We start from the raw sequence: 18,798 nt of genomic DNA on the forward strand, positions 1-18,798 counted from the left end.
CATCAGACCATGAAGAATCGTGTTCTGCTGGAGAATTACTACCTGCCCGGTCATCTCGAGCGACAGATCGGGGACTTCGTCGACTACTACAATAACCAGCGCTACCACGAGAGCCTGAAAAACGTCACACCCGCTGACGTCTACTTTGGCCGGGACAAGGCCATTCTGAGAGAAAGGGAGAAGATCAAGAACCTGACGATCCGACAGCGCCGCTTGCAACATCAAAAACAAGCAGCATAATCAATCACACAACCGAACCAGAGCCTCCAATGTTCAAGCCACTCTGATGTCCCATTTTATATGACGACGGACAGTCACGTTGTAATTTTCGCGTGGCGCTTTTCAACTCCTCCTGCATCGCATCGAAAGCGTCCCGAATCGCAACTTTCAGATGTGCGCGCTCGGGCTGGTCATCCTGGTCACGCCGCACAACCAACTCCTGCCCGGGTATGCGAACCTCGATCGTGACTTCGTATAGATTACCCGTTTTCTGGTTCTGGTGAGGCGCACGGATATACACATGGCAACTTGTGATGCCATCATGGAATTTATCAAGCCGTGCAGCCCTTTCAGAGATCAGCGCCTTGATCTCATCTGTCGGTTCGACATGCTTGAACGCAATTTCGATGGGTGTCTGCATTGACCGGCTTTCCTCGTTTCCCTGACGCCTGCAATTGGTCCGCCAGATGGATGCCACTTCTCGATCAGTTACGCGTTAACCTGCATCAAGGTGCGATGGTCAATTGTTTAATACGGTTAGAAAAATGGGGTAATTCTCCCAGCTGTGAAAATGCCACGCCGAAGCCGAACTCAAACGGCTCCAAAAGAGACGAGGTCCAAGCCGAGCGGGACCGGCAAAGCGCTTCGCATACATGCGGGGCGAATACTTGAGAAGACAGGCCAACCAATGCAAGGGAGACACCAATGAAACTCGAACATGATACCTGGGTGGTCGTGGCCGACGGCGAGAAATTTCTTTTGCTGCGGAATATCGGCGATCAGGAGTTCATGCATTTGGAAGTTGTCGATCATGAAACCAGCAAAAACGCTCCGGCCCGCGAGCTAGCGAGTGATCGCGCGGGACGCCAGCATGATGCCACGCGCAAGGTAAGTGGTGGCGTTGAATCCTGGGGCAAAAGTGCAATGCAGGAGACCGACTGGCACCGTGTCGCGGAAGAACACTTTGCCGAAGACGTTGCCGAAAAACTGTTGGAATTGAGGTCGGCGGGGCGGTTTCGACATCTGCTCGTGATCGCTGACCCCCGCTCGCTCGGTGCGATGCGCAGTCTCTATGACGACCGCCTCGCTCCGGCAATCGTGGCAGAGATCGATAAGGACCTGACGAACCTCCCGCTTGACAAGATCGAGGCCTCGATCAAAGCTTGGGATGTCGCCTAGCGACGGAACGCATCACAGGCCCCGTGACCTTCCGAAAATACAAAACCCGATCTTTTGGAGCAATCCCAAGCGAGATTGATCCAGGGCAAGGCAGTCCTCGGATCAGCCTCCTATAGTTGAGCAAAGCCACAGGTCGCGGCTTCGCGCACCGCAGGGCCGTGACCTCAGTCACAGCGGATTTGAATGAGGGGACCGGAACATGGGCCAAGACCCGTATGAGGTTCTGGGCGTCAAGAAGACGGCGACGCAGGACGAGATCAAGAAGGCCTATCGCAAGCTTGCCAAGAAGCTGCATCCGGATCTTCACCCCGGTGACGCGGGCAAGAAGGCCGAGTTTCAGGCGGTCGCGGCCGCAAATGACCTGCTGAGCGATGCCGAAAAGCGAAGACGCTTCGATGCTGGCGAAATCGATGCCAGCGGGCACGAACGCCCTGAACGCCAGTTCTACCACCAATACGCCGATCAGGAGGCTGGACGCCGCTATGATCCAGGTGCCGACATGGGTGGGTTTCAGGACGCATCAGACCTGTTTTCGGATCTGTTCGGACGCCGGGGGCCAGCTGGCGGCGGTCAATACCGGCAGAACGTCCATGCCCGTGGTCAGGACGCTCGCTACCATCTCGAGGTCGATTTCCTCGACGCGGCGCGTGGAACAAAACGCAGTGTGACGATACCCGGCGGCCAGACAATCGAGATCACGATCCCTCCCGGTCTAAAGAATGGTCAGACGTTGCGCCTGCGCGGCAAGGGTGGGCCGGGTTTCGGGGATGGGTCGCCCGGTGACGCGCTCGTGACGGTCGCCGTGCGCCCGCACGCGGTGTTCGAGCGGGACGGCGACGATATCGAGGTCGAATTGCCGATCACCTTCGACGAGGCCGTGCTCGGTGCAAAGGTGGACGTGCCGACGATCTCGGGGCCGGTCTCCATGACCATTCCCAAGGGCGTCTCTTCTGGTCACCGCCTGCGGCTTAGAGGCAAGGGGATCAACACCGGCTCCGCTTCAGCCGGCAACCAGTATGTCCGTCTCAGGATCGTCCTGCCGGACAAGATCGATGACCAGATGGCGGATCTGGCCCGACGCTGGCAGGATCAGGCCGGCTTCGACCCGCGAAAAGAGCTTTGGAGGAAAACATGAGCTTCGATGAATATGCGGTCGTCGCCCGTGTCAAGCGACTGAACCTGAGGGAGCTGCGCTTCTGGGTGCGGCAAGGCTGGCTTTGCCCGGCGGAAGGTGAAGGTGGCCCCCTTTTCGACGAGTTGGATATCGCGCGTGTCCGGCTTTTATGCGATCTGAGAAAAGAGATGTCTCTGCCCAATGACGCGATTCCGGTCGTTCTCAAGCTGATTGATCAGCTGCACCAGACCCGCCGTGAGCTTCGCGCGCTGACAAGAGCGATCGAAGAACAGCCTGAAGACGTGCGGCATTCGATCGTGTCGGTGTTCCACGGCATTCACGTCCGCACGACTCCTGGGGACGAGGACCACGAGCAGTGAGCGCCGCAGGCGCGCCAGCGCGTCTTCGCATCCGGCACACTGTTTGGCTCAGGATGCAGCGATGCGGGTGCCCGAGCGGCCCTCGATGATCGCCAGAGCATCACTCAGCTTGCCGATGCCGGTCCATCGCGGGCCGCCGCGCGCGAAGTGCGCGCCCGCCGTCACCTTCGGCGCCATGGAGCCTGCAGGCAAGTCCAGCGCCGCAGCTTCCTGCGGAGTCAGCTGCGCGATCCGCTCGGCCGCGTCGGTGCCGAATCCTTTATAAACGCCATCGACATCCGTGAGCAGCAGCAGCGCGTCAGCCCCCAGCCCCTCGGCGAGCAGGGCGCTTGTTGCATCCTTGTCGATCACCGCCTCGATGCCAGTAAGGGCTCCGTCAGCGGTCTCGATCACCGGGATGCCGCCGCCGCCCGCGCAGATAACGATGGTGCCGTGCAGCAAGAGAAGGCGGATCACCTTGAGATCGGGGATCTCGACGGGCGCGGGCGAGGGCACGACGCGGCGCCACTTCTCACCATCCTGCGCGATGGACCAAGCGTGCCGTTCTGCCACGCGCTCTGCCTCGTCGCGATCATACACCGGTCCAACGAATTTCGTCGGGTTGGCAAAAGCCGGATCGGCCGGATCAACGCGCACCTGCGTCAGCAGCGAGGCCACTGTGCGGTCATGGTTCAGGGCATTCTCCAACTCCTGCTCGATGAGGTAGCCGATCATGCCCTCGGTCTCGGCCCCCATCATGTCGAGCGGATACGTCTCGTCAGGCTTGTAGGCCATGCCCTGCAATGCCAGGAGGCCGACCTGCGGGCCGTTGCCGTGCGTGATTATCAGATCATGCCCGGCGCGTGCCACCTCGGCCAGCGCACGGGCGGCTGTGCGGGCATTCTCGCGCTGGTTCTCGGCGGTCAGGCTCTGATCCCGGCGCAGCAGCGCATTGCCGCCCAGTGCGATCACCACAAGCACGACCCTAACCCCCGAGGGTGGCGACAAGCACCGCCTTTATGGTGTGCAGGCGGTTCTCGGCCTGATCGAAGACGATCGAGGCCGCGCTTTCGAACACCTCGTCGGTCACCTCCATCTCGGAGATACCGAACTCCTCTTCGATCTGCGCGCCCATCTCGGTCTCGGCGTTGTGAAACGCCGGCAGGCAATGCAGGAAACGGGTGCGCGGATTGCCGGTGCCCAGCATGACATCCGTCGTCACCCGGTAGGGTGCCAGCATCTCGATCCGTTCGGCCCATTTTTCCTTCGCCTCCCCCATCGACACCCAGACATCCGTATAGAGGAAATCCGCGCCGAGCGTGGCCTCGGCCACGTCCTCAGAGATCAGGATCTGCGCGCCGGTCTCTTTCGCGATCTCGCGCGCCTCGGTCTCGATCGCCTTGTCGGGCCAGCAGGCACGCGGCGCACAAAGCCGCACATCCATGCCCATCTTGGCCCCGCCGATCAACAGGCTGTCGCCCATGTTGTTGGCCGCATCGCCGAAAAAGCAGAAGACGATGTCGCGCCAGGGTTTCTGCGCGTGTTCCTGCATGGTCAGGAAATCGGCGAGGATCTGTGTCGGGTGAAACTCGTCGGTCAGACCGTTCCAGACCGGCACACCGGCATGCGCGGCAAGTTCCTCGACCACCTTCTGACCGAAGCCGCGATATTCGATCCCGTCGAACATGCGGCCCAGCACGCGGGCCGTGTCCTTCACGGTCTCCTTGCGGCCGATATGCGAGCCCGAGGGACCGAGATAGGTGACATTCGCCCCCTGATCGTGGGCGGCCACCTCGAACCCCGCGCGGGTGCGGGTGCTGTCCTTCTCGAAGATCAGCGCGATCTCCTTGCCTTTCAGCAACTCGCGTTCGGTGCCGGCGTATTTCGCGGCCTTGAGGTCCGCCGAAAGCTTCAGCAGAAAGCCGATCTCGGCGGGGCTGAAATCGCGCAGGCTGAGAAAATGACGGTTCTTGAGGTTGAAAGCCATGTGAAAAGTCCCTTTTTTCATTTCAGCCGGAAGTGTCCAATACCGAGTGCGGGTCGCGCCGCAATGAGTAGGGCATGTCCATCGCCTTCCCCAGCCGGATGACGAGCGATGGCCGACCGTCGCGCGCACCTACCACGCGGCCCAGATCGCTGTGATACTCGGAGCGCTCGACAGGCTGGTTGAGATGGGCGTGTTTCAACCCGTGCTTTGTTGCCACCAGCGCCACGCGCTGAAAGGCCCTGCCGGTTTGGAACCAGTTTTTCGGCGTGTTATCGCGACTGACGAAGACGGCGAGTGCGGCGGAGCTTGCGATCTGGGAGGCGATCTTGCGGCTTTCGGTGGCCGGTCGCAGAACGAGGGGAAAGATCAGGCGCCCGATCCAGTCGGGAAGCGTCGGGCTTCCGGTCGCCCGCGCGAAAAGTCCGTCACAGCTTTGCAGCGCAGAGGTCTCGCTGAACCGTATCCAGTCGCGCAGTTCATGGACGAAATCACGGTCGCGCAATTGCGCGGTGTTGGCCGCGATAATTAAATCGCGGATTCGGGTCTTGGTCTCGGCGTCCTCAACCAGATGGAAGGTGGCGGTTCCGCCTTCCGCCGCCTTTCGCAGCGCGTGGCGCTGCTCTGCCGACAATAACCCGCCGTCATAGAGCGAGCGGGTCGATTGCCGGTATCGGATGGCGTGGATCAATGGCGAAACCGCGCAACCTGTATCCTTCAATGTCACCTCGGCGCAGGGGAGGTCATCGGGGTTTTCGCGCCACGAGAGAGACGCATCCATCCCATAGCCCGTCGCGGCGATGGCCAGCGTTTCGGCCGCACAGCCCAAGCTGAGAAAAAGATGATGATCGTCAGGATCGATCACCGGGCAGCGCCGCGTTGGATCCGGCCGGATCATAAGCCTGTCCGGCCCCAGAACCTGAAACGTCCAAGGCTGGGAGTTGTGGCTGTTGGGGGCCAACGTCGCGAGACGCACCAGTTCGTCCAGTCGTGCCTGACCCATCGCCGTCCGGTCCGGCGCGGCGCGGGTGGCGCGGACTGCGGCGGCATAGCGAGGCGAGACCCCTGTATCGAAGGCATCCGTACCAGCCTTGGCGCTCAGTTCAGACATGTGCGCTCTTCCTCCACTTCGTCAGGCCGGATCGCGGATGGTGGGGCAGCTCATGCAGCGCCCGCCGCCACGACCACGGCCAAGCTCGGCGCCCGGTGCCTCCAGCACCTCGATCCCCTCGGCGCGCAGCGCGGCGTTGGTGTCGTCATTGCGGTCATAGCCCACCACAAGACCGGGGCGCAGGGCGAGCACGTTGTTGCCGTCGTTCCACTGCTCGCGCGACGCCTCAAACGTGTCGGCACCGCCGGTCGGCACGACGGTGAGCCGCCTGAAGCCCATCGCTTTGGCTAGCACGTCGAAAAGCGGCCGGTCGATGCGGCGGATATCTAGCGGCTGGCGGCCTTCACCGGGATGCAAGTCATAGACACTCATCTCGGCGGCGACCTCGGTAAAGCTGGTTACGACCTCGCCACCGCAGAAGGTGAAAACCGTGTCGAGATGCATCGCGGCGCGCGATTTCGGCAACTGGCAGGCCAGCACGCGTGTGGCGCGTCCCTGATCGAAAAGCGCCTCGGCCAGCAGGCCCACCGCCTGCGGCGAGGTCCGCTCACCCATGCCGATCAGGACCAGTCCATCGCCCACCGGCATTACGTCGCCGCCTTCAAGCGTCGCGCGACCAAAGTCCCGCGTCGGATCGCCCCAGAGCACCTCGGCCCGGCCCGCGAATTTCGGGTGGAACCGATAGGTCGCAGCCATCAGCAGCGTCTCGGGGCGCCGCGCCTGCCAATACATAGGGTTGAGGGTGACGCCCGAATAGATCCATGCGCTGTTGTCGCGGGTAAAAAGGGTGTTGGGCAGCGGCGGCAACACGAAGCCGAGCCGCCCGAGATACGATCCGAACATGCCCGCGGGCTCGAACGGCAGATCGTCCACCGTCAGCCCACCCATCAGGAAATCGGCAAGCGCGGCACCCGGCAGTTCGTCCATCCAAGCGCGCAGATCGTCGAGCATGCCGACCCCGATCTCCTGCGGCGTGACCCGGTGATCGAGTACCCAGGCACGCGCCTCTGGAATATCCAGCACCTCGCCTAGCAGCAGCCCGGTATCGAGCACCTCGACCCCCTCGCCGCGCATCAGATCAGCAAAGACGTCATGATCCTTCTGCGCCTGCTTGACCCAGAACACATCGTCGAACAGAAGATCCTCACAGTTTTCCGGTGTCAGCCGTCGATGCGCGCGACCCGGTTTGCAGACGATCACCTGTCGCAGCCGCCCGGTCTCGGAATGCACCCCCAGCTGGTCCTCGCTCATGCCACACCTCCCATCGCGGCACCAACCGCCAATGCACCCATGATGAACACCGTTAGGATCACCAACAGCGGCCAGATGAAGACGATCCAGCGGTCATAGGGCACTCGTCCGATGGCCAGCCCGCCGATCACCACCGCGAAAGTGGGATTTATCAAGTTCACCAGCCCGTTGGCGGATTGATACGCCGTCACTACCAGATCGCGCCCGACATTCGCAAAATCGGCCAGCGGGGCCAGGATGGGCATGGACAGAACCGCGAGACCCGAAGAGGATGGCACGAAAAAGCTCATACCGACCTCGATGGCGAACATGGTCGAGATAAAGGCGACGCTGGACAGCTCTCCCAGCATGGAGGCGGAGGCATGCAGGATGGTGTCGGCAATGCGTCCCTGCTCCATTACCACGACGATGCCGCGGGCCAGCCCGATGATCAGGGCGACGCCCAAGAGATCGCGCGCGCCATCGATAAAGGCGCCGGTCAGCCGCTTTTCGCCCAGTCGACCGATGATTCCGATCACGATCGCCGCGCCCAGAAACAATGCGCCCATCTTGGCCATCCACCAGCCCTGGCTGGACACGCCCCAGATCATCACGATGAAGGTGGCCGCAAAGAGGATCAGGATGATCTTCTGCGTGCCGGTCAGTCTGTCCTCGGCCGATTCGTCGCTGCTGCCCTTCAGGAAATGCCGCTCATGCGCCTCCCACTGCCGCGCCACAACCGATGCCGACCGTTCGGCCCTCACCCGCGCCGCATAGCTCATCACGTAGGCCACACAGATCGCCAGCCCGCCGATCAGGATCACGAAGCGCAGGATCATGCCATTGGTGAACGGGATCGAGGCCGCGTCAGAGGCGATGATCGTCGCAAAGGGATTGATGGTGGAGCCAAGCACGCCGATGCCCGCACCGATCAGGATGATCGCAACGCCGGTGACGGCGTCATACCCCGCGCGCAGCACCAATGGCAGAAGGATGGCATAAAAGGCCAGCGTTTCCTCGGCCATGCCATACGTCGTGCCACCAACGGCAAACAGCGCCATCAAGATCGGGATCATCCAGATTTCGCGCCCCTCCATTGATCGCATCGCGGATCGCATGCCGGTGTCGATTGACCCGGTGGCATTGACCACCCCGAGAAAGCCACCAAGCAGCAGCACGAAGAGCGCCACGTCGATGGCGTTGGCCGCGTAGCTGTCGGGGTCGTAAAAGCCCGCGATGGGCGCCAGGAGCACGTCGATCGGGCCCTGCGGGTTGGCTTCCACCGTCTGGTAGGTGCCCGGCACCGCCACCTCTCGGCCCACCTCCTCGTTCATCTCGCGGTCATATTGCCCAGCGGGGATGATCCAAGTTAGCACAGCAACCAGAACGATCAGCGCGAAAAGGATCGTGTAGGCCGTCGGAAAGCGTGATTGCAGGTCGGCCTCCGGGTCCTGCGGCGTTTCGGATGAGTCGGACATGTTCGCTCCTGCATGCTTTCAAAAACGTCTGGAAACTCTAGAAGCCTAGGGCCGCTCGACATTAACCTGCGTTAAGACTCGCTGAGAAACGGCAGACAGACATGCGCTGGTTTAACTTCGATCAAGGTCAACGCGGGCAACCTTGCATTACCCTGTGCGTGCAAGCAGTGGAGGCGGTACAAGCAGTGGAGGCGGTAAATGCCAGTGCAGGACAAGGACGTGGGCCATATCATTACCATCGAAGGCGGCATCGCCGATATTCGCTTTGCGCATGGCCTGCCGATGATCGCATCGCGGCTCGTCACCCTGAGCGATCCGGAAATCACCATCGAGGTGGCCGGGCTGCCCGCCCATGACATCGCGCGCGGTCTGGTGATGAATCCGACCAGCGATCTGCGGCTGGGGCTTGGGGTGCGGGACACGGGCGGTCCCCTCGAGGTGCCGGTGGGGGATGCGGTGCTGGGACGGATGTTCAACCTATTCGGCGAAACCATCGACGACGGCGACCCTTTGGAGGATGTCGCCCGCAGGCCGATCCTGCGCGATCCGGTGCCGCTGTCGGAGCGCCGGGTCGAAGGCGACATCTTCGAGACCGGGATCAAGGCGATCGATCTGCTCAGTCCGCTGGAACGCGGCGGCAAGGCGGGGCTCTTCGGCGGGGCGGGCGTCGGCAAGACCGTTCTGATCACCGAGATGATCCATAACATGGTTGCCGCCTACGAAGGGGTCTGCCTGTTCTGCGGCATCGGCGAACGCTCGCGCGAGGCTGAGGAGCTTTACCGCGAGATGGGAGAAGCCGGTGTTCTGGACAACACGGTGATGGTGTTTGGTCAGATGAACGAAAGTCCCGGCGTGCGCTTTCGCGTCGGTCACGCCGCGCTGACCATGGCCGAGCATTTCCGCGATGAACAGCGCCGCGATGTGCTGGTGCTGATCGACAACATCTTTCGCTTCGTGCAGGCCGGATCAGAAGTGTCGGGGCTGCTGGGACGGATGCCTAGTCGGGTGGGCTATCAGCCGACGCTTGGCACCGAACTAGCCGAGCTTGAAGAGCGGATCTGTTCGACCGATCGTGCCGCCATGACCTCGATCCAGGCGGTTTACGTGCCAGCCGACGATTTCACCGATCCGGCCGCCACGCATACCTTCTCGCATCTATCAGCCTCGATCGTGCTGTCGCGCAAGAAGGCCTCCGAAGGGCTCTATCCCGCCATCGACCCGCTGCAGTCCTTTTCGCGCATGCTCACGCCGAGCACGGTCAGCACCGAACATTACCGTGTGGCGCGTGCGGTGCGCAACACGCTGGCGGAATATGAGGAGCTGAAGGATATCATCGCGATGCTCGGGCTGGAGGAGTTGTCGGAAAAGGACCGCGCCACGGTGCGGCAGGCGCGCCAGCTTGAGCGGTTCCTGACCCAGCCTTTCTTTACGACCGAGGCGATGACCGGCACCAAGGGTGTCCTTGTCTCGCTGGAAGACACGGTCAAGAGTTGTGCGCGCATTCTCGATGGCGAATTCGGTGACCGTGACGAGGGCGATTTTTACATGATCGGCACGGTGGAGGACCTTGACGACAAAGGCGGTTCGGATGGAGCTTAGGATCATCACCCCGGAACGGGTGACGCGGCATGATCACGTGCACCGGATCGTGGCAGAGGCCTCGGACGGGGTCTTTGGTATTCTGCCGCAACACATAGACCATGTCACGCAACTGGTGGCCGGAGTTCTGGTCTTCAAGACCGAGAATGGCGTGGAACAGTTCGTGGGCGTAAATGCCGGAACATTGGTGAAAGCCGGGCCGACGGTGATGGTGGCCGTGCGCGATGTGATCATCAGCGACGACCTCGGAAAACTGCGCGACCGTGTTGAGGCCGAATTCCGCCGCCACACCGAACAGGAGCGCGAGGCGCGCTCGGCACTGGCGCGACTCGAGGCGCACATGATCCGTCGGTTCCGCGAATTGCAAGGGGCGCATCAATGACCCGTGATACCGAGGACGAGTCCGAGACCATTACCCGCAAGGCCGCCCGGATGCAGGAGGCCCGAAAGCGCCGCAAGCAAAGCGCATGGCGCGGGCTGGGCATGTTCGGCCTCGTCGGCTGGGCCGTGGCCGTGCCGATCATTGCCGGAGTCGCCCTGGGCCGCTGGATCGACGCACGCTGGCCGACCGAGACCTCATGGACGCTGGCGCTGCTTCTGGCGGGTGCGGTCCTGGGCGCGCTAAACGCGTGGTTCTGGGTGCAGCGGGAGGGGCGCGATGATTGACACCGGCGAGCACCATGCCGCGATGCTCCTGCTTATGGGCCTGGTCAGCCTCCTGGCTGTGCCGATGCGGGCGGCCTTTGCCCGGATCTCCATGCCCAGCATGATCGGCTTTATCGTGCTGGGTGTCTCGCTGTCGATTGGCTCCAACATAACTGGCGTCGCCAGCGACACGCTGAACGAGCAGGTGCCCTTCCTCGCCAAGATCGGCATCGTTGTGCTGTTGTTTCGGATCGGTCTTGAAAGCGATCTGGACAAGTTGCGCCAACAACTCGGACGAGCGGCGCTGATCTGGCTGCCCAATATGGTGCTTGGCGCGACCACCGCATTTGCGCTCGTGATGGTGTGGCCGGGGCTGGGGTTGATCCCCGCTCTCTTTACAGGTGTTGCCGCGAGCGCGACGAGCATCGGCGTCTCTGCCGGGATATGGGAGGCGACAGGCGCACTCGACAGCGACACAGGTGCCCTGCTGTTGGATGCGGCCGAACTTGACGACGTGTCGGCGGTGGTGCTGCTCAGCGTGTTGTTCGCAGTGGGACCCCTGCTGAAACAGCCCGAAGGGGCCGCGATCCTTGCGCCGGCGCTGAAAGCCGGGGCGATACAGCTATTGCTGACGGCCCTGTTCAGCATGAACTGTTACCTTTTCTCGCGCTGGCTGGAAAAACCGCTTTCGGACGGTTTCGCCAAATTGGCACCAAAACACGGACCGATTGTTCTTGCGACCGGCGCGGCCTTCGTGATCGCCGCCATGGCAGAGGTCATGGGTCTCTCGATGGCCATTGGCGCGCTCTTTGCGGGGCTGGCTTTCAGCCGCGACCCGGCGGAGCGCAGTATCGACGAGGCGTTCGGCATTCTGCTGACTGTGTTCGGGCCGTTCTTTTTTGTGGCCATAGGGCTTTCGGTAGATCTCACCGTGCTGGTTGAGGGCATAGGGCTTGCAGCCGCCCTTGCCGGTATGGCCTTGCTTGGCAAGCTCCTGGGCGCGGGTCTTCCTGCGACGGCCATGCTGGGGTGGCGGCAGGGCGCGCTGATCGGATTCAGCATGGTGCCGCGCGCCGAAATTTTTCTGCTGGTTATGCTCTACGGGTTGACCCTTGGTCCCTGGGCTGTGCCACAGGTCCTTTACAACGCCGCTGTGCTGGCCAGCATCGCAACCTGCATCATCGGTCCGGCCATTGTCGGGATGATGCTGCGCCCGCTAGCCGGGAACACAACATGACGGCGAGCCTCGCGATATTGGCCGGGGCCGCGTTCGGGCTTCTTTACATGGGCGTGTTATGGGGCGCGGTGCGCATCCTGACCGCGGGGCGGAGCATGTGGCTCTTTGCGGCCATGGGATTGCTCCGGGCGGGTTTGCTTGTAGGCGCGCTATGGCTTGCCGTTTGGAGCGGCGCAACAGCCGTCGAGATTGCGTTTGCCGTGCTGGGGTTCATCGCCGTCCGGCTACTCGCCACGCGTTTTGTGAAACCTTCAAATCCGGAGCGCGCGCCATGGAAATAAGTCCCGACGCCTGGGTTCTCTACGAATGGCGGGGGCTGCGGCTCAATGCCACCATCGTGTTCACCTGGGTCGTCATGGCGCTGCTGGTGCTCTTGTCATGGATCATCACCGCGCGGCTGAGCGAAGGCGAGACCGTATCTCGCTGGCAGGTCATGCTGGAGGTCGTGGTCACCACGATCCGCGACCAGATCGACGAGGTCGGCGCGACGGATCCCGCGCGTTACCTGCCCTTCATCGGCACACTGTTCCTGTTCATCGCCACGTCCAACCTGCTGACCGTCGTGCCGGGATATCAGCCTCCCACCGGGTCGCTGTCGACCACCGCAGCGCTGGCGATATGCGTGCTGATCGCAGTGCCGCTCTTTTCGATCGCCCAGCGCGGGCTTGGCGGCTATCTCAAATCCTATCTTCAGCCGAGCCCGTTCATGCTGCCCTTCAATATCATCAGCGAACTTTCGCGTACGCTTGCGCTGGCGGTCCGGCTTTATGGCAACGTGATGAGCGGAACGGTGATCGTCGGCATCCTGATCAGCGTGGCACCGTTCTTCTTTCCGGTCCTGATGCAATTGCTTGGCCTGCTGACCGGCCTGATCCAGGCTTATATCTTTGCCATTCTGGCGATGGTCTACATCGCTTCTGCAAGCCGCGTCCAACGCAAGACCGAACCCGAGTCTGATCCCGAACATCCCCGAACATCGCGACAAGGAGACTGACCATGGACGCTGCAACAATGATTGCCGCAATCTCGATCATCACCGCCGGTCTGACCATCGCCATCGGCTCTATCGGGCCGGCGCTGGCCGAGGGGCGTGCGGCCGCGCAGGCCCTGCAGGCGCTGGCGCAACAACCCGACGCCTCGAACACCATCACCCGCACGCTTTTCGTCAGCCTCGCGATGATCGAATCCACCGCCATCTACTGCTTCGTCGTGTCGATGATCCTGCTCTTCGCGAACCCGTTCGTCGATGTGGCGGCTCTGGGCGGTGGGGGCTGAACCATGCAGATCGACTGGCTGACCGTTGCCGCCCAGATCGTCAATTTTCTCGTTCTTATCTGGCTGCTGCAACGGTTTCTCTACCGCCCGATCACCAACGCCATGGCCCGGCGTGAGGCCCGGATCGAAGAGCGGCTTTCGGATGCAAAGGCCCGCCGCCGCGAGGCGGAGGATGAGGCCGAGGATCTGCGCAAGGAGCGCGAGGAGCTTGAGTCCTCGAGGCAGGAGATGCTTGAGGAGGCGCGCGCCGAGGCTGATGAGCTGAGGCAACGGCTGGAGCAGGACATCCGCGACGAGGTCGAGCAAAAGCGCGAAAACTGGCAGGACATGCTTTTGGAAGAACGCGCCGATTTCGCCCGGGACATGCAGCGCAAGGCCGGGCACAAGGTGCTGGACATCGCGGCCCGACTTCTGGCCGAGTTCACCTCGGGCGCGTTGGACGACCAGATTGCACAGGGCTTCGTTGCAAGGCTGAAAGAGCTGGACAAGGACACACGCAAGAAGATGACTGCCGCGGCCCGTGACGCGGACGGCCCGGCGCTGGTGGAAACCGCGACTGCGCTTGATACGTCTGCCCGCCGAAAGATCACCCGCGCGATCCACGAACAGTTCGAAACCGGGATCGAGGTGGAGTATCAGGAGGATGAAGAGGTGCTGCTTGGTGTGCGCCTGGCCGTTGACGAACAGACCGTGGAATGGTCGGCCGCCCGGCATCTCAATCGATTGAACCGCGAACTTGACGCGCTTCTGGACTCCGCCAGCCCCGTCAGGCGCAAAGAGACCACGGATTAGCATCGAGGTGTCGTGAAAATGCTCGAAACCCTGCGCGATACGCTGTTCGATCCACTGGACACGGCGCTCGAAAATGTCAGGCCTCGCCTCGAGGCGACCGAGGTCGCGCATGTCCTTTCGGTCGGGAACGGTGTGGCACAGGTGGCGGGCTTTACCGATCTGCACGCCAACGAGCTGGTCGCGTTCGAGGGTGGGCTGATGGGTATCGCGTCGAACCTGCGCGAGGATCGAGTCGGCGTGATCGTTCTGGGCAATACCGGACATCTGCGCCCCGGCGACCGGCTGCATCGCACCGAACGGGTCGTGGATGTGCCGGTCGGCGAAGCGCTGCTGGGCCGGGTGCTCGACCCGCTGGGGCGGCCGCTCGATGACGCCGGGGCCGTCGAGGCCGAAGCGCGGATGCCTGTCGAGCGGACCGCTCCGCCGATCATGCACCGCGACCCCGTGAACGTGCCGCTACAGACCGGGATCAAGGCCGTCGATGCCGCCATCCCCATCGGCCGCGGCCAGCGCGAGCTGATCCTCGGGGATCGCCAGACCGGCAAGACCGCCATCGCCGTCGATGCGATCCTCAACCAGACGGATACCGGCGTGATCTCGATCTACTGCGCCATCGGACAACGCGCCTCGGCGGTGGCGCGCGTCCTGCGCAGCCTGCGCGATCACGACGCGATGGCGCGCACCATCGTCGTCGTGGCCAGCAGTCAGGACGCGCCGGGGCTGCAATTCGTGGCCCCCTATGCGGCCACTACCATGGCCGAGCATTTCATGGCCCAAGGGCGCGACGTGCTGATCGTGTATGACGATCTCACCCGCCATGCGCGCGCCTATCGCGAATTGTCGCTGCTCCTGCGGCGCCCGCCCGGGCGCGAGGCCTATCCCGGCGACATCTTCTATATCCATTCGCGGCTGCTGGAACGCGCAACGCACCTGCGCGAAAAGCATGGCGGCGGGTCGCTGACCGCCCTGCCGGTGATCGAGACGCAGGCGCAGAACATCTCGGCCTATATCCCGACGAACCTGATTTCGATCACCGACGGCCAGATCTACCTGTCGCCGGACCTCTTTGAAAAGGGCCAGTTGCCGGCGGTGGATGTCGGTGCCTCGGTCAGCCGGGTCGGGGGCAAGGTGCAGCTTCCGGCATTTCGGGCCGTCGCCGGCAATCTGCGGCTGATGTATTCGCAGTTCGAGGAGCTGGAGACCTTTGCGCGCTTCGGCACGCAGATGGACGACGAGACGCGGCGCAAGCTGACCCGTGGCCTGCGGGTGCGCGAGGTGCTGAAACAGCGCGAACAGCATCACCTTGCCGTGCCGGAACAGATCGCGGCACTGCTGGCCGCGACCGAGGGGCTGTTCGACCATATCAAACCGAACGATGTCGCCGAGGCAGAAGAGCGCGTGCAGCACGCCGTGCGTGATCGCTGCCCCGACATCTGCGAGGCGATCGAGGCTGGTGAAAAGCTGACCGAAGACCATCGCGGGGCGCTGATCGAGACAATGCGCGCGGCGCTGGATGACACGGATGGGGATGGCGGTGATGCAGACGCTTGAATCCCTCTCCGATGCGCTGGACACCGCCGGGGACATCCACTCGATCGTGCGCACGATGAAGGCCCTCTCGGCCGCCAGCATCCGCCAATTCGAGCAGGCCGAGGAGGCGTTGGGCGATTACGCGCGCACGGTCGACCTGGGGCTGACGGCGCTGCTGCATGACCGCCACGCCCGCGGCCTGCCCTTGCCCCGGACCGGCGCGGCGGGATCATCGCGCACGGCGCTGATCGTCATCGGCTCCGAGCGGGGGCTTTGCGGGCGCTATAACGAGACCGTCGCGCGCCATGCCCTTGACCGGATCGACGGGCCCGATACCCTTCTGGCCGTGATCGGCCTGCGCGCGACGGCCCGGCTGGAATCGGCCGGTCACAGCGTCGACACACTCTTTACCCTGCCCGGATCGGTGGCCGGTCTGTCCGATCTGGTGCAGTCCGTGATCGTCCAGAGCGACCGGTGGCAGCGCGAGGACGGTATTGGCCGCATCCGGGTGGTGCATAACCGGCGCGAGGGCCACGCCCTGGCAAAGCCGGTCGAGCGGCAGTTGCTCCCGCTGCCGGACGCCTATCTGGAATCGCTGCTCGATGCGCCTTGGCCCGGGCCGGGACTGCCGTTCTTCCGCATGTCCCCGCCCGCGCTCTTGTCCTGGCTGGTGCAGCAACGGCTCTTTGTCAGTCTCTACCGCGCCCTGGCCGAAGCCCTGGCCAGCGAACACGCGACGCGACTGGCGGCGATGCAGGGTGCCGAGCGCAATATCGAGGAGCGGCGCGCCGATCTGATGCAGGCTTACCGCGTCAAGCGTCAGGAGACGATCACGCGCGAGTTGATGGATGTCGTCTCGGGGGTCGAGGCCGTGCGCACAGTCGAGGAATGAGAACGTGCCGCGCGATCAGGCGCGGTCCCCGGCATCCCGAAGGTCGGACAGGAAAGCCTCGATCTTCTCGTCCAGTGCGCTGTCTTCGATCTCGTCTTCGTTGACCACAAGCGTAGCCAGCGGCGGGTGTCCCAGGCGGCGGCCCATCCGCGACAGGGCGCCGGCCGCGCCAAACTTGCCCTGGGTGCAGAAAAACGCCACGCGATCGAGCGCGTCGCGATGCCGGTCGATATACGCATTCACGGCAGGTGCCGGCGCTCCGGCCCAGACCGGTGTGCCCAGGATTACCAGATCAAAATCCGATGGGTCGCGCAGCGGCGCGGCGATGGCGCTCTTGCGGCCCAGAAGCGCATTCACCGCGCCCACAGAGCTGCCAAGCAGACCCGCGCGCGCGGTTCGCTCCACGATGGGCTCAGTCTTGGCTCCCAAGCGGTCGGCAATAGAATTTTCGACAGTGTCCGTGTGTCCGGTAAGTGAGTAACAGGTGACAAGCGTGGTCATTGGAATCGATATCCTTTCCGGCTCACTTATCTATCACCAAGGAGCAAGAGCTTCTCTGGCTGCTTTGGTTCATCATCCGCACCGGCAGCTTCAAACACCGGTAGTCACTTATGACCGAGTGAAATCTCGCGGGGCTCTGTACATTCTTCAGCCATATCGGCGCTCATTTTCGTGTCTTGACGATTGCGGGAAGTTACACTGCAGAGGATGCCATTTCTGGATCCGGTTACGCCTTAACCTGAGTCAAAGCGCGATGATCAATTGTTTAATACATTTGAAAGATTGCCGCGATGCGAAAGGCAGGTTCGTCTTTTGCGATCTTTCTAACCTGCCGGACCCTTTGGTTTGAAACTGAACGGACCGGGACGGCGACATTCCGGTCAAGACTGAGGATCACGCCATCACGTATTTCAAAAGCCTTTCGGCAGCTGGCTTCATTGCAACCGCTATAAGCTTTGGCCCCGCCCGTATGGGCTTTGGCCTGTTCGTGCCAGATTTCCGGTCAACCTTTTCGATGTCCACGTCCACCGTTGGTTTCGTGTCCAGCCTTGGCTTTGCGGGGTTTTTCATCGGGTTGCTGGCGGCGCAATGGATGCTGTCGCGGCAGGGGCCAGCGGCGCCGGTCCTTTTTGGTCTTGCAGCGGCAAGCGCAGGGCTGGCGACCGTGGCAATCGCGCCGAACGTCATCATCCTTGCCGCCGGTGTCTTTCTGGCAGCGTCGAGCGCCGGCTTTGCATGGACGCCATTCAACGACGCGGTGCATCGCAAGATCGAGGGGGTCGACTGTGCGAGCGCGCTGTCAGAGATCAGCAGCGGCACCAGTGTCGGTATCTTCGGAACCGGACTTGCCGCCCTGTGGATGGTCTATGCAGGGATTTCTTGGTGGGTGTACTGGATGACCTTTGCAATTGTGGCGCTGGTTGGCCCGGTCTGCAACGTTTTGTCTTTCATCGAATTGAAAAGGTACCTCTCGCCAAGCAGATCGATCATGAATGGACCCGCCTTTTGCAAGGTGTAGTGATCCCACTTTTTACGGTCGGCTTCGTTTTCGGCGCGACCGCAGTAAATCACTCCGATCGCTCTTTCCAACCTCGGCTTCGACAATTCCGTCGCGACATCCAGTCCGTGTCCCGCCCGCATCGGCAGGATGAGCCCCGGCAGACCGGACAGGTGGAATTGCCCGCGCGAAATAATTTGGGTCCAGTCGCAGGCCCGTTAGCTTTTCGGCCGATTTCGCGATTTCTTGTAGATGCGATGGTTCATTCTCATGAATTGCCCGATCATCCGACCAATCACGCCCAACCGGATGCGCCACAGGTGAAGGTTTCCCGACAGGCTGCCGACTGTGGCGCCGATGGCGTTATTTGTCTCATCCCGGATGATCATATAGACCCTCGCCGAACTGCATTGTTCATGGCAAGATCGATCCTGCGCGAGGTTCGGGACGGGGAAATGACATGCTGATCTCTCTTCACAAGCAGGCCACCACGACGCCGAAGGTGCGGGCGGCGATCCAGGCGAGCACTGAGCCGGCGTGGGTCGTGGCGGAGCGCTACGGCATCTCCGAGCAGACCGTTTGGAAGTGGCGCAAGCGCGACAGCGTGCAGGATCGCAGCCACACGGCGCGCCGGTTGCAGACGACGCTGACGCCGA

Annotated in this window: 23 protein-coding genes; 16 read left to right on the forward strand and 7 right to left on the reverse strand. The window is 62.4% G+C overall.

Annotated elements, in window-relative coordinates:
- Positions 1-240, forward strand: a 240-nt coding sequence (locus BMW66_RS18105) for an integrase core domain-containing protein (RefSeq protein WP_139196151.1), incomplete at its 5' end; no start/stop codon positions are given.
- Positions 241-244: 4 nt separating this feature from the next.
- Here the strand turns inward: BMW66_RS18105 and BMW66_RS18110 are convergent.
- Positions 245-640 (reverse strand): HPF/RaiA family ribosome-associated protein, encoded by a 396-nt coding sequence (locus BMW66_RS18110; protein WP_093120502.1) that lies wholly within the window; start codon positions 638-640, stop codon positions 245-247.
- A 284-nt stretch (positions 641-924) separates the two neighbouring features.
- Here BMW66_RS18110 and BMW66_RS18115 point away from each other — a divergent pair, with 284 nt between their 5' ends.
- From BMW66_RS18115 to BMW66_RS18125, 3 genes are all read left to right on the forward strand, one after another.
- Positions 925-1,398 carry a baeRF12 domain-containing protein gene (locus BMW66_RS18115; RefSeq protein WP_093120503.1) on the forward strand — a complete coding sequence of 158 codons (474 nt, stop codon included), beginning with the start codon at positions 925-927 and terminating at the stop codon, positions 1,396-1,398.
- A 199-nt stretch (positions 1,399-1,597) separates the two neighbouring features.
- Positions 1,598-2,533: a DnaJ C-terminal domain-containing protein gene (locus BMW66_RS18120; RefSeq protein WP_093120505.1), complete on the forward strand. Its 936-nt coding sequence runs from the start codon at positions 1,598-1,600 to the stop codon at positions 2,531-2,533.
- Positions 2,530-2,892 (forward strand): MerR family transcriptional regulator, encoded by a 363-nt coding sequence (locus BMW66_RS18125; protein WP_093120506.1) that lies wholly within the window; start codon positions 2,530-2,532, stop codon positions 2,890-2,892. Before BMW66_RS18120 ends, BMW66_RS18125 begins: the two co-directional genes overlap by 4 nt.
- A 48-nt stretch (positions 2,893-2,940) precedes the next feature.
- On the opposite strand, the gene arcC is transcribed toward BMW66_RS18125, so the two are convergent.
- From arcC to BMW66_RS18150, 5 genes are read right to left on the reverse strand one after another with little or no spacing between them, the layout of a single operon-like run.
- Entirely contained in the window at positions 2,941-3,852 is a 912-nt protein-coding gene (arcC, locus tag BMW66_RS18130; RefSeq protein ID WP_093120508.1) for a carbamate kinase, read from the reverse strand.
- A gap of 4 nt (positions 3,853-3,856) precedes the next feature.
- The gene (gene argF, locus BMW66_RS18135; protein ID WP_093120509.1) at positions 3,857-4,858 is read right to left on the reverse strand and encodes an ornithine carbamoyltransferase; all 1,002 of its coding nucleotides are present in this window, start codon (positions 4,856-4,858) and stop codon (positions 3,857-3,859) included.
- A 22-nt stretch (positions 4,859-4,880) separates the two neighbouring features.
- Positions 4,881-5,966: an Acg family FMN-binding oxidoreductase gene (locus BMW66_RS18140; protein WP_093120510.1), complete on the reverse strand. Its 1,086-nt coding sequence runs from the start codon at positions 5,964-5,966 to the stop codon at positions 4,881-4,883.
- 21 nt (positions 5,967-5,987) lie between these two features.
- Positions 5,988-7,217 carry an arginine deiminase gene (locus BMW66_RS18145; RefSeq protein WP_093120512.1) on the reverse strand — a complete coding sequence of 410 codons (1,230 nt, stop codon included), beginning with the start codon at positions 7,215-7,217 and terminating at the stop codon, positions 5,988-5,990.
- The gene (locus BMW66_RS18150; RefSeq protein WP_093120514.1) at positions 7,214-8,674 is read right to left on the reverse strand and encodes a YfcC family protein; all 1,461 of its coding nucleotides are present in this window, start codon (positions 8,672-8,674) and stop codon (positions 7,214-7,216) included. The genes BMW66_RS18145 and BMW66_RS18150 overlap by 4 nt, the downstream gene beginning before the upstream one ends.
- Before the next feature lie 198 nt (positions 8,675-8,872).
- On the opposite strand from BMW66_RS18150, the gene atpD reads away from it, so the two are divergent.
- Genes atpD through BMW66_RS18200 form a run of 10 tightly spaced genes read left to right on the forward strand, consistent with a single transcriptional unit; the run spans position 8,873 to position 16,644 of the window.
- Positions 8,873-10,273 carry a F0F1 ATP synthase subunit beta gene (gene atpD / locus BMW66_RS18155; RefSeq protein WP_093120515.1) on the forward strand — a complete coding sequence of 467 codons (1,401 nt, stop codon included), beginning with the start codon at positions 8,873-8,875 and terminating at the stop codon, positions 10,271-10,273.
- Positions 10,263-10,655, forward strand: coding sequence for a F0F1 ATP synthase subunit epsilon (locus BMW66_RS18160; RefSeq protein ID WP_093120517.1), 393 nt, complete (start codon positions 10,263-10,265; stop codon positions 10,653-10,655). The genes atpD and BMW66_RS18160 overlap by 11 nt, the downstream gene beginning before the upstream one ends.
- Positions 10,652-10,939 (forward strand): AtpZ/AtpI family protein, encoded by a 288-nt coding sequence (locus BMW66_RS18165; protein ID WP_093120518.1) that lies wholly within the window; start codon positions 10,652-10,654, stop codon positions 10,937-10,939. Before BMW66_RS18160 ends, BMW66_RS18165 begins: the two co-directional genes overlap by 4 nt.
- Complete coding sequence (locus tag BMW66_RS18170; RefSeq protein WP_093120520.1) at positions 10,932-12,155, forward strand: cation:proton antiporter; 1,224 nt, start codon at positions 10,932-10,934, stop codon at positions 12,153-12,155. Before BMW66_RS18165 ends, BMW66_RS18170 begins: the two co-directional genes overlap by 8 nt.
- Entirely contained in the window at positions 12,152-12,436 is a 285-nt protein-coding gene (locus tag BMW66_RS18175; protein WP_093120521.1) for an N-ATPase subunit AtpR, read from the forward strand. The genes BMW66_RS18170 and BMW66_RS18175 overlap by 4 nt, the downstream gene beginning before the upstream one ends.
- Positions 12,427-13,149: a F0F1 ATP synthase subunit A gene (locus BMW66_RS18180; RefSeq protein WP_093120523.1), complete on the forward strand. Its 723-nt coding sequence runs from the start codon at positions 12,427-12,429 to the stop codon at positions 13,147-13,149. The genes BMW66_RS18175 and BMW66_RS18180 overlap by 10 nt, the downstream gene beginning before the upstream one ends.
- Positions 13,150-13,151: 2 nt before the next feature.
- Positions 13,152-13,430: a F0F1 ATP synthase subunit C gene (locus BMW66_RS18185; protein ID WP_093120524.1), complete on the forward strand. Its 279-nt coding sequence runs from the start codon at positions 13,152-13,154 to the stop codon at positions 13,428-13,430.
- A gap of 3 nt (positions 13,431-13,433) precedes the next feature.
- Positions 13,434-14,222 (forward strand): F0F1 ATP synthase subunit delta, encoded by a 789-nt coding sequence (locus tag BMW66_RS18190; RefSeq protein ID WP_093120526.1) that lies wholly within the window; start codon positions 13,434-13,436, stop codon positions 14,220-14,222.
- Positions 14,223-14,240: 18 nt separating this feature from the next.
- Positions 14,241-15,773 carry an alternate F1F0 ATPase, F1 subunit alpha gene (locus BMW66_RS18195; RefSeq protein ID WP_093120527.1) on the forward strand — a complete coding sequence of 511 codons (1,533 nt, stop codon included), beginning with the start codon at positions 14,241-14,243 and terminating at the stop codon, positions 15,771-15,773.
- The gene (locus BMW66_RS18200; protein WP_093120528.1) at positions 15,736-16,644 is read left to right on the forward strand and encodes a F0F1 ATP synthase subunit gamma; all 909 of its coding nucleotides are present in this window, start codon (positions 15,736-15,738) and stop codon (positions 16,642-16,644) included. Before BMW66_RS18195 ends, BMW66_RS18200 begins: the two co-directional genes overlap by 38 nt.
- Before the next feature lie 15 nt (positions 16,645-16,659).
- On the opposite strand, the gene BMW66_RS18205 is transcribed toward BMW66_RS18200, so the two are convergent.
- On the reverse strand, positions 16,660-17,145 hold the full coding sequence (locus BMW66_RS18205; protein WP_093120530.1) for a flavodoxin family protein: 486 nt from the start codon (positions 17,143-17,145) through the stop codon (positions 16,660-16,662).
- A 448-nt stretch (positions 17,146-17,593) separates the two neighbouring features.
- Between BMW66_RS18205 and BMW66_RS20140 the strand changes: the two genes are divergently transcribed.
- Positions 17,594-18,163, forward strand: a complete 570-nt coding sequence (locus BMW66_RS20140) for a YbfB/YjiJ family MFS transporter (protein WP_281242659.1) — start codon at positions 17,594-17,596, stop codon at positions 18,161-18,163.
- Positions 18,164-18,602: 439 nt separating this feature from the next.
- Positions 18,603-18,798: helix-turn-helix domain-containing protein (locus BMW66_RS18220; RefSeq protein ID WP_342741889.1), on the forward strand; the 196-nt coding region annotated here is incomplete at its 3' end.

Origin of the sequence: Salinihabitans flavidus (assembly GCF_900110425.1) — a bacterium.
Lineage (GTDB): Bacteria > Pseudomonadota > Alphaproteobacteria > Rhodobacterales > Rhodobacteraceae > Salinihabitans > Salinihabitans flavidus.

Coding starts and splice junctions, on each gene's coding strand:
- BMW66_RS18200 (WP_093120528.1), top strand. CDS start 15,736: ATGACACGGATGGGGATGGCGGTGATGCAGACGCTTGAATCCCTCTCC.
- argF (WP_093120509.1), bottom strand. CDS start 4,858: ATGGCTTTCAACCTCAAGAACCGTCATTTTCTCAGCCTGCGCGATTTC.
- BMW66_RS18205 (WP_093120530.1), bottom strand. CDS start 17,145: ATGACCACGCTTGTCACCTGTTACTCACTTACCGGACACACGGACACT.
- BMW66_RS18185 (WP_093120524.1), top strand. CDS start 13,152: ATGGACGCTGCAACAATGATTGCCGCAATCTCGATCATCACCGCCGGT.
- BMW66_RS18165 (WP_093120518.1), top strand. CDS start 10,652: ATGACCCGTGATACCGAGGACGAGTCCGAGACCATTACCCGCAAGGCC.
- BMW66_RS18140 (WP_093120510.1), bottom strand. CDS start 5,966: ATGTCTGAACTGAGCGCCAAGGCTGGTACGGATGCCTTCGATACAGGG.
- BMW66_RS18145 (WP_093120512.1), bottom strand. CDS start 7,217: ATGAGCGAGGACCAGCTGGGGGTGCATTCCGAGACCGGGCGGCTGCGA.
- BMW66_RS18180 (WP_093120523.1), top strand. CDS start 12,427: ATGGAAATAAGTCCCGACGCCTGGGTTCTCTACGAATGGCGGGGGCTG.
- atpD (WP_093120515.1), top strand. CDS start 8,873: ATGCCAGTGCAGGACAAGGACGTGGGCCATATCATTACCATCGAAGGC.
- BMW66_RS18190 (WP_093120526.1), top strand. CDS start 13,434: ATGCAGATCGACTGGCTGACCGTTGCCGCCCAGATCGTCAATTTTCTC.
- BMW66_RS18150 (WP_093120514.1), bottom strand. CDS start 8,674: ATGTCCGACTCATCCGAAACGCCGCAGGACCCGGAGGCCGACCTGCAA.
- BMW66_RS18110 (WP_093120502.1), bottom strand. CDS start 640: ATGCAGACACCCATCGAAATTGCGTTCAAGCATGTCGAACCGACAGAT.
- BMW66_RS18195 (WP_093120527.1), top strand. CDS start 14,241: ATGCTCGAAACCCTGCGCGATACGCTGTTCGATCCACTGGACACGGCG.
- BMW66_RS18115 (WP_093120503.1), top strand. CDS start 925: ATGAAACTCGAACATGATACCTGGGTGGTCGTGGCCGACGGCGAGAAA.
- BMW66_RS18160 (WP_093120517.1), top strand. CDS start 10,263: ATGGAGCTTAGGATCATCACCCCGGAACGGGTGACGCGGCATGATCAC.
- BMW66_RS18175 (WP_093120521.1), top strand. CDS start 12,152: ATGACGGCGAGCCTCGCGATATTGGCCGGGGCCGCGTTCGGGCTTCTT.
- BMW66_RS18170 (WP_093120520.1), top strand. CDS start 10,932: ATGATTGACACCGGCGAGCACCATGCCGCGATGCTCCTGCTTATGGGC.
- BMW66_RS18120 (WP_093120505.1), top strand. CDS start 1,598: ATGGGCCAAGACCCGTATGAGGTTCTGGGCGTCAAGAAGACGGCGACG.
- BMW66_RS18125 (WP_093120506.1), top strand. CDS start 2,530: ATGAGCTTCGATGAATATGCGGTCGTCGCCCGTGTCAAGCGACTGAAC.